This window comes from Brucella pituitosa, from assembly GCF_965577835.1.
Lineage (GTDB): Bacteria > Pseudomonadota > Alphaproteobacteria > Rhizobiales > Rhizobiaceae > Brucella > Brucella pituitosa.
Map to the genome: position 1 here is coordinate 1,275,020 of NZ_OZ264093.1, position 12,149 is coordinate 1,287,168.

Below are 12,149 nucleotides of genomic sequence, written 5' to 3' on the forward strand. Positions count from 1 at the left end.
CCCCCTACTTAAATTTCACCTCAAGGATTTGAGGGCTTCTTCGAACGAGGGTTCTCCTTTGGTCATCGAGTTAATGAGCACGCCTTGATCCAAAACAATCGCACGATCACAAATGCGTGCTTCGCGTTGAATATGCGTCGCTATCAACAAGGTTCGATCTTTGGCCTGTTCATCAAGGCGACAAAGCACATCCTCGGCGGTAGCTTGATCGAGCCCTTCAGTGGGCTCATCAAGGAGCCATAAAGGAGCGTCTGTCAGGAACAGCCGGGCCAAAGCTAGGCGTCTGGCCTGACCACCAGAGAGCCCAAGTCCCCCCTCGCCCAGAACAGTATCCAGTCCCTCGGTCTGGGCTTTCATGAAGTCGCCTAAACCGGCGGCTTCCAATGCGGCGTTTAGCTCCGCATCGCTTGCATCTGACTTCGCGAGCTTGAGATTGTTACGAATACTGTCTTTGAAAAGCTCGGTTCGTTGCGTCAGAAGTCGTGCTGGTAAAACTCGGACATTGCCATTCTCGGCGCTGATCTCGCCTGCCAGCAGATTGAAAAGAGTAGATTTACCAGCGCCGCTGGTGCCGATGATCGCTAGGTGCTCGCCTTCGGCAATGCTCAGATCAACCATATCAAGAGCTTTCGCTACAACACCTTCATGGCGAACGGTGACCTGTTTCAGGTTCACAGCATAGCCCTTTGCAGGTGATGCCAGCACTTGAAGCCTATCGGATGCTTCAAGTGCTGGAGCTACACGGCGCGCCGCAAGTATGGTGCGACCGAGTTCCATTGCGCCACGGCGCAGTGCTGCAAATGGTTCCATTGCGCCAAGGATAATCAGCAGCGCGAGAGCAGCCACAGGAGCATTAATCAATCCAGCTTGCATAAGAAGTCCGGCGCTAACCAGTCCACCTGCGAGGAGACCCGCATGGAGGACGCCAAGACCGGCACCGGTCGAAATTTCAATACGGTTGAGAACGCGGTCGCTTGATGCGATGTAGCTATCGGCTCGCATGATGCTTGCATTCTGACTGTCCGTCCGCCCAGCCATAATGAGTTCAGTCTGCCCTGCAACCAGATCGACTGTCCGCGCACGCAGCGCTTCGGTGCCTTTGGCGCGCCGACGCATAGGCTTTTCAGCACGCCTGGCTGCAATAAGCGGCAGTCCGAGTCCGACAAAAAGCAGCGTCAACGCAATGATCAGACCAAAAAGCGGATGCATCAGGCCAAGCGCCACACCGGTAATAAGTGCGGTTGCAAGCGCCGCACCTGCTGGTACGAGGACGCGTAGATAGAGTGAATCAAGCGCATCGATATCCGCGGTTAGTCGGAACAGAAGCCGTGCTGGCCGTTTGAGCAATGCATTCGCCGCTGCCGGACGAGCCCAACTCCGGAACAGTTTTTCGCGCAGCGCTGCAAGAATGGCGAGCGTCGCATCATGCGTTACAAGGCGCTCCAGATAGCGTGCACCCGTACGTAAAACTGCAAGAAGACGAATACCGGCAGCTGGTGCAAAAACATCGAAGACTACGGCTGTTGCAACACTCAAACCAGCGATAGCGGTGGCCGTGATAAACCAACCTGAAAGGCCGAGCAGAGCAATGCCTGTGAGAACCGTCGCTGTTGCAGCTGCAATGCCTGCGTAAAGCATCAGCCCTTTTGTGCGGAAGAAAAGTTGCAGGATTGGGCGGAGCGATTGAAGTCCGTTCATTCTGCTGCCCTCTTCTGCCAGACTTGGGCTTCGCCACTCAAATCATCGAGCCGAACAATGCGATCCATACGGCTTGCGAGTTTCTCATCATGCGTCGAAATGATGAGCGTCTTGCCTTTAGCGAGGCTGATCAGAGTGTCGGCGATACGGTCAGCCGTTTCATGGTCAAGATGCGCCGTTGGCTCGTCAGCGAGAATGATATCGGTGTCCTGATCCATAGCGATGCGTGCCAAGGCCAATCGAAGCGCTTCGCCACCGGAAAGTCCCGCACCATTTTCGCCGATCACACCGGTTCCGGTAATGCCTGCCACATGGCTCAAGGCCATCTGGTTGATTATCGAGGCGGTTTTCTCAGCATCAGCATCGCGACCGAGAGTTATATTGTGTCGGGCACTTCCTGCAAAAATATGTGGCCTCTGACCGACCCATCGCATTCTCGCCCGAAGACTTGTGGCCGTTTCATCCTGAAGTACAACACCGCCAATACGGATTTCTCCTTCCTGGGGGGCTGCCAGTCCGGCAATCAAGGCGAGCAATGTCGATTTGCCATAACCACTCGGCGCGAGAAGCGCTACATGCTCACCCGGTTCAATATCCAGATTAAAGCTGGCGAACACATCTTCACCCGTGGAGTACCGAAAACGGATATTTCGCAGCATCAACGACGGTGTGTTCCCGACCTTTTCCGTAGCTTCAATGCCGCCGACTACTGTGCCTCCGACCACTGGCATTTCGTGCTTTGCAAGCTCTTCGAGCGCATCAATGGCAGCTTCGCCTGACGCCCTGTCATGCCAAACAGCGGAGAGATCGCGCAGAGGTTCAAAGAATGCGGGGGCAAGCAGGAGAATGAACAAGCCCTCAGCGAGGCTCAACTTATGTCCCCATGCACCAAAGCCAAGAGGCCCGAGCAGATGAAAGCCGATGTAAACCGCTACCATAGCGACGCCAAGAGCTGCAAAGAGCTCAAGAACGGCTGATGAAAGGAAAGCGATACGCAGAACAACCATTGTCTTGCTGCGCAACGTCTCGGCATTATCGCGGAGACGTGTTGCGGTCATATCGACAGCATTAAAACTGCGAATTGTTGCAAGCCCACGCAGACGATCGAGCAGAAAACCGTTCATGTCGCCCAAAGCCATGAGTTGCTTCTCACTGGCGGCTTTTGCACGCCAGCCGATTAGCGCCATGAAAATCGGGATCAAAGGTGCCGCTATCAGCAGGATCAGGGCTGCTACCCAGGAAAACCACAGGACGACTGCAAGAATTGCCAACGGAACCAGCATGACGCGAATGCGAACTGGCACAAAGCGAGAGAGATAAGGAACAACCATCTCTGCCTGCTCAGCGAGTATGCTTGCAGCTTCTCCGGAAGATTGACGAGATGTATCAAGAGGTGAACGCTGCGATAACGCAGTTACCGCTTTCTCTCGGAGCTTGGCTAGTTCACTTCTTGCTGCATCGAAAGCCTTCGTTGCGCCGTGTGCATCCAGAAGGCTGCGCAAACAGCCTATAAGAAAAAGCCCTGCAGCAAGATAATAGATTGTGGCATCAAAACCTGTGTTGGCGAGATAGCCTACACCATAGGCGAGAAGTGCGGCCTGTGGCAGCCAAAGAAGTGCCGCCACGGCCTGAAACCTTGCCCCCGTTTTCAGCAGAGACGGAACTGGACGCCGACGCGGACGACGTTTGTCGTCTGGTGTTTCGCCGTCTTGTTGTGCCGTTTCTTCCGTTCGGGGGACAACGGGTTTCACTCTCGTTTAGGCTCCTTTTTGGCCGATGCTCTCCCGCGTCCCAGCGCCACTATCTTGTCCGTGGTTTCCAGGAAGCGGGTCACCTTGGCGCCGAGCGCCAGAAGGCTGGTCAATCTGTCGGTATCGAGTTTCTTGACGTCGTCGTACCAATTGGTCAGTCGCTCGATGAGTGCGTACATGTCCTTCATGCGATCTTGCGCAAAACGGTCGCTGTCGCCTTCCGGTTGCTCCATCAGAACTTCGCGAAGCACCGACAAAGTCGGATCGATTTCGCGCTTCTTGCGTTCTTCCGCAAGCGTTCGCAAAATCAGCCACACGTCGCCCGGAGTCGTGAAAAAGTCGCGACGATCACCGGGTATGTGCTTCAGCAGCACAAGATTCCAGCCCTGCAACTCGCGGATGCCCATCGAAACGTTGGAGCGCGAAACACCAAGCGCATCAACGATATCATCCGCACACAAGGGTTCAGACGATAGATAGAGCAGCGCATAAATCTGTCCAACCGTACGGTTGATACCCCAGCGGCTACCCATCTCTCCGAAGTGGAGTACAAACGACTGAACAATTGGCGATAATTCCAAGTTCTCTCTCCCGTAAATTCTGAATTTTCAGAAATTACTGAAATTCAGATAATTCAAATGGCTTCAACCTTCAATCCGCATGTCTGGATGCAAGGTGCATATGGACAATTGGCCGCAGCCTTCAGCACTCCTCCAAATGCCTCAGGCCGATGCTTCCAACCATCATTTCTGGTCGGAAGATGAAGGAAGCTCTTTGCTGTCCTGCGTCTGATCACGATGAATCACCGCGCGGCTTAGCAACATGAGCGTTACCGGCGTTGTGATGACCACAAAGACGGTAATCAACACTTCATGCAGAATCGGCTTGGATTGCAAGATGGAGAAAAACATGATGGAAGCAATCAAGATTCCACCGGCGCCGAACGAAGAACCAATTGTCGGCGCGTGAATGCGTTCATAAAAACTCTTGAAACGAACAAGTCCAATGCAACCGACGAGTGTTAGGAAGGCGCCGGAAACCAGAAAAAATGAAATGACGATGGCGGCCCAGACGGGCAGATCAGCGGCTCCGATCATTCGATCACCTCCCCGCGCATCAGGAATTTGGCAAGTGCCACCGTGGCAACGAACCCAAGCAGCGAAATGATAAGTGCGGCTTCAAAATAAATGACGCTGCCTGTACGCATGCCGAAAGTAAGCAGCAGCAGAAGCGCGTTGAGATACAGGGCGTCGGTTGCCAGTACGCGATCTTGTGCGCGTGGTCCGATGAGCAAGCGATAAACCACACAGCCCATGGCTGCTATGAGCATGATCTGTGCAGCGAGTAGTGACCAGAAAAGAATAACTGCGCTCATGCCGATTGCTCCTCTTTCACTATGTCTCGCGCTCCGAATATACGAATAAGAGGCTGTTCATAGCGCTGCTTGATCGTTGTTCGCCAGGTTTTTGCATCTTCCAGATCAAGAACATGGATTGTCAGCGTCTTGCGGGCAACGTTGTAATCAACCCAGGCAGTTCCCGGCGTTGTGGTGATGATGCAAGCAAGGACTGCCAGTCCTGTTCGATTTTCAAGATCGAGTGGAATGACCACGAAGCCCGGGTGACGCTCCTTACGCCGAGACAGGATCAGCTTCACAACAGCAATGTTCGATGTGAGGATGTCGATGCTGACGGCCCAAAACAGCCACAACATGGTCGGGATCGAGCGCAGATGATTTTTCTGCGGCTGAAGCGCTGTCATTGCGTGGCAGGCAAAGAGCGCAATAATGATACCCAGGATCAGCTGCGCGCGTGTAAACCCGTTCAGCAGAAGCCAGAACACAATCAAAGATAAGAAGAGTAGCGGGAAAGGTAGAATTTTTCTCATTTTACCTCCACCGTTTCTCCGTCTACACGCGGCGCATTAAGGACACTGTTGATGTAGTCTTTTGGATTGTGCAGCGAACGAGCTGTCGCATCCATATATCCCATGGCCGGGCCTGCTGCGATGGTCAGTGCCAGACAGACGGCCAGAAGGCCGGCAATTGGCACCACTTCGCGGACCAGAACGCGCGGCACATTGCCCTCAAGCGAGGCCCAGAACGTGCGAATGCCTGTGCGGGTCATCGCAATCAGCGCTGAAAGTCCCGAAAGCAGGATAAGCGCTATCAGTGCCCAACTTGCAGGGCTGACCGGCATAGCTAAGGTCGGGGCTGCCCCATCGCCGTTGAAAACGGCTGCAAGGATCAGGAACTTGGCTATGAAGCCAGAGAACGGTGGCAGGCCAATCAGAAGAATTGCTACTATGGCAAAGCAGGTGCCGAGAATGGCGAGGGTGGCAGGCAGAACGACGCCAACTTCCTCTTCCTCTTCTTCCTCCTCGTCGTCGCCATAGGCTTCCATCGTGACCGCAAGAACGTTTGCCGCCGCATCCTGACCGCGTTCGACAAGTTCGATCAGAAGGAAGAAAGCAGCAATCGTCAGTGTGGAGCTGACCATGTAGAAGAGTGCCGCACCGGTCATCGCAGTATTGCCACTCCCGATGGCTGCGAGCAACGTACCGGATGACACAAGAATGCTGTAGCTCGCAAGACGCCCCATGGCCTGCGACGCGACCACGCCAATCAGGCCAAAAGCCAGCGTGACCATACCGCCATAATAGAGCCAGTCGTTACCAAAACCGTAGGATTCGCCAGCGCCAATACCGAACATGAGCGGTGAAAGACGCAAGAGAACGTAAATGCCGACCTTGCTCATAATCGCGAAAATAGCCGCAATCGGAGCCGCCGCTGCCGTATAAGCAGGCACGAGCCAGAAATTGAGCGGCCACATGCCTGCTTTCACCAGGAAGGCGACCGCGAGAATGGCAGCGCCTGCTTCAAGGAGCATGCGATCTTCCGGCGTTACCTGCGAAATCTTCTGCGCAAGATCCGCCATGTTAAGCGTACCCGTCACACCGTAGATCAGACTGACGCCGATCAGGAATAGCGATGACGCAACCAGATTGACCGCAATATAATGCATGCCCGCCTTGACGCGCGCCGGTCCCGAACCATGCAGTGCCAGGCCGTAAGATGCTGCGAGCATAACCTCGAAGAATACGAAGAGATTGAACAGATCGCCTGTCAGAAATGCGCCATTCAGGCCCATCAGCAGCAGCTGGAAGATCGTATGGAAATTCGGGCTTGCCTTGTGCCAATGGGCAAGCGCAAAGCTGAGGGCCGCCAGAGCAAGCACGCTGGTCAGCATGAGCATCAGCGCAGCGAGCCTGTCGAGAACCAGCACAATACCGAATGGTGCGGGCCAGTTGCCAATCAGGTAAACCGAAGCTTCCGGCGCTTTTTCGCTGGCAACACCGAGTAGCGTATAAGCGATGTAGATCAGGCCCATGATGGAAATCGTATTGATCGCCATTTTGAGCTTGCGCTTGCGTTCATCGAACATCAGCAACAATGCAGCCGTTACAAGCGGCAGGAGAATGGGTGCGACGATGAGGTGTGATTTCCAGTCCATCATCAATTCTCCTTGCCGTCGACATGGTCGGTGCGTGTCATTCCGCGCGATGCGAGCAACACGACAAGGAAAAGCGCAGTCATAGCAAAGCCGATAACGATAGCGGTCAGAACCAGCGCCTGAGGCACAGGATCGGTATATTGCGCAGCCTGAACACTGATGCCGGAATCAAGCACCGGCGGTGCGTTGGTGCGCAAACGGCCCATCGAAAAGATGAACAGATTAACCGCATAAGACACAAGCGCCAGACCTATGGCCACCTGAAATGTGCGCGGACGCAGGATCAGCCAGACACCAGACGACATCAACACGCCGATTGCTATAGCGAGAACCAGTTCCATCAGTTCTCCTCCTTCGCAGCGGCAATTTTTTCGACACGATGTTTACGGATCGACTGGTGGGCCAGGGCGATCAACATCAGAACAGTGGCACCTACGACCAGAGCGAAGACGCCGATATCAAACAAGAGCGCACTCGCGATTGGCATTTTTCCGATATTCGGTATCTCGGCATACTGGAAGAAGGATGTGAGGAACGGATAGCCGAATATCCATGCGCCCGCCCCTGTCGCGGCTGCAACAAGCAACCCGACGCCTATCCAGCGTACAGGCAGGATACGCAGATGATCTTCAACCCAACGCGTACCAGCGGCAAGATATTGCAGGATGAACGCAACCGCCAAGGTGATGCCAGCCGCAAAGCCACCGCCCGGCAGGTCGTGCCCGCGCAGGATTAGGTGAACCGCGAGTACGATAATGACCGGGAACAGCCACTGCATGATTACAGAAGGCACAGCCAGATAGTCGGTGAGCGTCTCACCTTTTTCGCGGTCTTCCATGGCTTCATCATAGGCGTCCTGAATTTTCTGCTGTGCAGTCGAGCCGGTGCTGTCAGGTGCAGGACGGAAACGGCGCAACAGTGCGAAAACCGTCAGGCCTACGATGCCAAGAACTGCGATTTCACCAAAAGTATCAAAGGCGCGGAAATCAACCAGAATAACGTTCACGACATTTTTGCCGCCGCCGCCCGAATAGGCGTTTTGCAGAAAATAATCGCCAATACTAACCGGCGATGGGCGGGTCATCATTGCATAAGAGATGATAAACACACCGACGCCACTGCCAATGGCCAACGCGAAATCGCGATAGCGGCGCAGTCTTGGGCCGAACTTCACCGGAATAGGATCGGGATCTTCCCAACGCTTGGGCAGCCAGCGCAGGCCAAGCAGAAGCAAAACGGTGGTCACGATTTCTACCAGCAATTGCGTGACCGCGAGATCGGGGGCAGAGAGCCAGACAAACGTAATACAGGTGATAAGCCCCGCCCCGCCCAGCAGGATCAACGCTGCAAGACGGTGATATTTTGCCTGATAAGCAGCGCCAATCGCACAGGCTCCACCCAAAATCCAAAGACCGGCAAAGATCGGATCGACAGGCTGCACACCAAGCATACCCGCATGGATGCCGTCTTCGAAAATTGGCCATGCAGCGGCGACAAGCGCAACGGCCACGACAATGCGCAGCTGTGGCTGGAGACGACGCGTACTGAAGAAGTTTTCAGCCTTACGTGCCCAGTTCCAGGAAACGGTAACGAGCACGCGTTCGAAAATACGCTGTCCCTGCAAATGACGGAAAAATGGCGGGCCGTCTTCACTGGTCGCAAGATAGTTTTTCAGCGCCCAATGCAGAATGATACCGCCAATCATCGCCACAATACTCATCATCAACGGAAGATTAAATCCGTGCCAGACTGAGAGGCTATATTGCGGTGTTGCATCTCCAAGTACCGAAACCACTGCCGAATGCAGGAAAGGTCCGATTGCGATATTTGGAATGATACCGATCAACAGGCAGAGCAAGACCAGAAGTTCGATCGGACGACGCATCCAGTGCGGCGGTTCATGCGGCTGTTTCGGCAGGTCGTGCGGTGCAGGGCCGAAGAAGGTCGAATAGATGAAACGCACTGAATAAGCGACCGTGAATATACCGGCGAGCGTCGCGATATATGGCGTGAGTGTATCCAGCGACGAAGCCATGTGCGTTTCAACAGCTTCGGCAAAAAACATTTCCTTGGACAGAAAACCATTGAGCAACGGAACACCAGCCATGGAAGCACTCGCAACCATGGCAAGCGTCGCGGTATAAGGCATGGCGCGTGCCAGACCACTCAGCTTGCGCATGTCACGCGTGCCGGTTTCGTGGTCGATGATGCCTGCCGCCATAAACAGTGACGCCTTGAAGATGGCGTGATTGACCATGTGGAAGATCGCTGCGACTGCGGCAAGCGGACTGCCGAGGCTTAACAGAGCAGTAATAAGACCAAGATTGCTGATGGTTGAATAAGCCAGCAAACCTTTGAGGTCCTGCTGGAATACCGCAAAGAAACTACCGATCAGCAAGGTCGTGAGGCCGGCAAGGCCCAAAATCCAGAACCATTCTTCGGTGCCGGCAAAGACTGGCCACAAACGCGCCAACAGGAAAACACCCGCTTTCACCATCGTTGCTGAATGCAGATAGGCGGAAACCGGTGTGGGTGCCGCCATCGCATTGGGTAGCCAGAAATGGAATGGGAACTGCGCTGACTTGGTAAAAGCCGCCATAAGAATAAGAACAAGCGCGACCGTATAAAGCGGGTGTGCGCGAACGACATTTCCTGCTTCGAGAAGCTTGTCCAGATCATAGCTGCCGACAATGTGGCCGAGCAAAAGCACGCCTGCAAGCAAACAGAAACCGCCAATACCGGTTACTGTCAAAGCCATACGTGCGCCATCACGGGCGCTGGCATTGTGATACCAGTAGCCGATGAGCAGGAACGAGAAGATGCTGGTCAGCTCCCAGAAAACGGCGAGCAGTACAATATTGCCCGATAGCACAACGCCGAGCATCGACCCCATGAACGATAGCAGGAACGAGAAAAAGCGCGGGACCGGGTCTTCCGGTGACATGTAGTAGCGCGCATAAATGACAACCAACAGGCCAATGCCTGTAATCAGCATGGCAAAAAGCCAGGCGAAACCGTCCATTCGAAACGTTACATTCAGGCCGTAATTTGGAAGCCAGTCAATTGATCCGCGAACAACGCCGCCATTAGCTACGATAGGATAAAGGCTTGCTGTGATGACAAAGGCTACAAGCGCTATGGCTGCTGTAAACCACGCTGATCCGGTGCGATCAACGCCCTTGAATAGACCTGTTATGGCACTGCCAAGAAACGGTAAAAGGACAAGCAAGAAAAGCATTCTGCCGTCCATCGTCATGCGCCACAGGCCTCCATTCCGTAATCAAGGTTGATCCGAAGCAGGCACCGCTCATGAAAACAGCAACAGGAATGCTCCGGTAAGATGTCGCGAGGAATCATTTATTCCGATGTCTTTATTATGACCGGCTAGCAGTTATTATGGCAATAGCTTTCAATGGCTTATCGCGATATTTTGAATCATTTTAGTCTGCAAACACCCGAGAAAACGGCCTCCTTGGGGCCAGTTTTCTACACAACCACATTTTATCGGGCATATTGACGCGTAATTTTTGCAGCCGAATGACAGCATGCTCAGTGTGCGCGGGCTGATTGAATTAGTGATTCCTAACCTTCAAGAACTGTCTTGGCGAGTCTTTCGGCCTGAACCCGAATATCCGGCACTGCCGTCACTTCCCAGAAGATGCCTTTTGTTATCGGTCCAATCGCGAAGATTGGCCCTGCCGGTTCGCCACGCGCATTCACGATCTGCAGATCGGCTGTTACATCAAGGCCAAGATCAATAGCGTCTGGCTTTGCAAGTCCGTGTTCCATCAGGCTGATCAATGCGAGATTGCGGGTCGTTGAAAATCGTGAGCTTCCGCCACGACAATCGATGATCGTTTGAACGCCAAGCTCCTCAAGCCCCTCGCCCCGCCGTTTACGATAGCGAATTGCGATGTGTTCAGCCTTATTTTTAACAGAAGCGAGATGGGCAGCAGTAATTGTAAGTTGCCCAGATTGCTGTGCGGCTTCAATACGGTCAGCGATTGCCGGGGCCATGCGATGACGATGCACGTCCCACCACGGTCGCAGATGGCGCAAAAAGCTCTGGCGTTGCCTCAATGGCAATCTGCTCCAGATGTTTTTCGTGTGAGGTCGCAATCCGTCGATGACGCTGCGCCAGCTTTTGCCATTAGCCTCGCATTGCTCAATCATCCCACGAACAATATGCAAGAGCGCGGGCAATCCATCTGCAACCGGCAGCGTACCCGCATCGATTGGGAATGGTTCAGCCGGTGCGTGGCGTGCAGGCAGCAGACCACGCCGGGAAATCGCATGAATCTGGCCCTTGTGTCCTCTGTCGAGCAGCGAAATTACGCTGTCGATCATCGATAGTCCGGTGCCAAAAATAGCGACTGAATGATCAGAAGGAATGTCGAAATAGCCATTGCTGGACCAGTATTCTGTGACATGGCCACCAGAAGCAGCAATTGCGGCTTCATTGCCGGTGGCGACAATAATGGCATCTGCCGGGAAGCTTTCTCCCTTAGAGTTTGTTACCTGCGGTCGGATGCCGTCATAAGAGACGTCGGAAACGTCTGAGTTTTCAATGAAAATACGTGGCTTGTCACTCTCAAGATATGGCTTGAGCAGATCGTTGAGGTAGAGCCGATAGAAAGTGCGTGGTGCGAAGGATTGCGGCTGCCACTCGCCTTCTGTCATGGCGTGAGAATTGTTTTGAAGCCAGTTGAGAAAATGTTCGGGTTGATCCGGAAACGCGCTCATATTGCTGGCGCGGACATTCAGCAGATGGTTGGGATTTTGTGTCGAATAAGCGATTCCTGCACCTAAACTACCTGAGCGCTCGAAAATGCAAACCTTGGTTTCAGCCGATCGGCCGAGCAATTGTGCGGCCATGAGAACACCACTCGCACCGCCTCCGATAATAATGAATGACTTCAAACGATTTTGACCTCGTAACCTTTAGTCAGTTTTGAACCGGCGGTTCACACCAACTTTTTCTTTTACGTTCCCATATTCCGATAAATTTTGTCAGATTTTGAATGGAAACGAAAGACAAAAGCCAAATTATCCCAAAAATCCCCGTCGTTCAGTTCAACGAGTTGAGACAGTCTGGCGGACAAACGTGTCATCTGTTGACAGTGTGTTTCAGAAATACAGGCTGGCGCCTTGCTTTAAAATCACAATATTTTGCATGAGATTTTCCCAA

10 protein-coding genes are annotated in these 12,149 nt (G+C 53.5%); all 10 read right to left on the reverse strand.

The window, feature by feature from the left end:
- Positions 1–15: 15 nt before the first annotated feature.
- The 10 genes from cydC to ACSME1_RS17285 all read right to left on the reverse strand — a co-directional run bounded on the left by cydC (position 16) and on the right by ACSME1_RS17285 (position 11,881).
- Positions 16–1,698: a thiol reductant ABC exporter subunit CydC gene (gene cydC, locus ACSME1_RS17240; RefSeq protein WP_435655072.1), complete on the reverse strand. Its 1,683-nt coding sequence runs from the start codon at positions 1,696–1,698 to the stop codon at positions 16–18.
- Entirely contained in the window at positions 1,695–3,449 is a 1,755-nt protein-coding gene (gene cydD, locus ACSME1_RS17245) for a thiol reductant ABC exporter subunit CydD (RefSeq protein WP_435655073.1), read from the reverse strand. The genes cydC and cydD overlap by 4 nt, the downstream gene beginning before the upstream one ends.
- The gene (locus ACSME1_RS17250; RefSeq protein ID WP_024897891.1) at positions 3,446–4,030 is read right to left on the reverse strand and encodes a GbsR/MarR family transcriptional regulator; all 585 of its coding nucleotides are present in this window, start codon (positions 4,028–4,030) and stop codon (positions 3,446–3,448) included. Before ACSME1_RS17250 ends, cydD begins: the two co-directional genes overlap by 4 nt.
- A 162-nt stretch (positions 4,031–4,192) precedes the next feature.
- On the reverse strand, positions 4,193–4,546 hold the full coding sequence (mnhG, locus tag ACSME1_RS17255) for a monovalent cation/H(+) antiporter subunit G (protein ID WP_024897890.1): 354 nt from the start codon (positions 4,544–4,546) through the stop codon (positions 4,193–4,195).
- A complete protein-coding gene (locus tag ACSME1_RS17260) occupies positions 4,543–4,824 on the reverse strand; it encodes a K+/H+ antiporter subunit F (RefSeq protein WP_024897889.1) in 282 nt (93 codons plus the stop codon). The genes mnhG and ACSME1_RS17260 overlap by 4 nt, the downstream gene beginning before the upstream one ends.
- Positions 4,821–5,336, reverse strand: coding sequence for a Na+/H+ antiporter subunit E (locus ACSME1_RS17265; protein ID WP_435655074.1), 516 nt, complete (start codon positions 5,334–5,336; stop codon positions 4,821–4,823). Before ACSME1_RS17265 ends, ACSME1_RS17260 begins: the two co-directional genes overlap by 4 nt.
- Positions 5,333–6,961 (reverse strand): monovalent cation/H+ antiporter subunit D, encoded by a 1,629-nt coding sequence (locus ACSME1_RS17270; protein WP_128094440.1) that lies wholly within the window; start codon positions 6,959–6,961, stop codon positions 5,333–5,335. Before ACSME1_RS17270 ends, ACSME1_RS17265 begins: the two co-directional genes overlap by 4 nt.
- A 2-nt stretch (positions 6,962–6,963) precedes the next feature.
- A complete protein-coding gene (locus ACSME1_RS17275; protein WP_024897886.1) occupies positions 6,964–7,302 on the reverse strand; it encodes a Na+/H+ antiporter subunit C in 339 nt (112 codons plus the stop codon).
- Positions 7,302–10,217 carry a monovalent cation/H+ antiporter subunit A gene (locus ACSME1_RS17280; protein WP_435655075.1) on the reverse strand — a complete coding sequence of 972 codons (2,916 nt, stop codon included), beginning with the start codon at positions 10,215–10,217 and terminating at the stop codon, positions 7,302–7,304. The genes ACSME1_RS17275 and ACSME1_RS17280 overlap by 1 nt, the downstream gene beginning before the upstream one ends.
- A gap of 326 nt (positions 10,218–10,543) precedes the next feature.
- Positions 10,544–11,881, reverse strand: a complete 1,338-nt coding sequence (locus tag ACSME1_RS17285; RefSeq protein WP_435655076.1) for an FAD/NAD(P)-binding protein — start codon at positions 11,879–11,881, stop codon at positions 10,544–10,546.
- Positions 11,882–12,149: the final 268 nt, after the last annotated feature.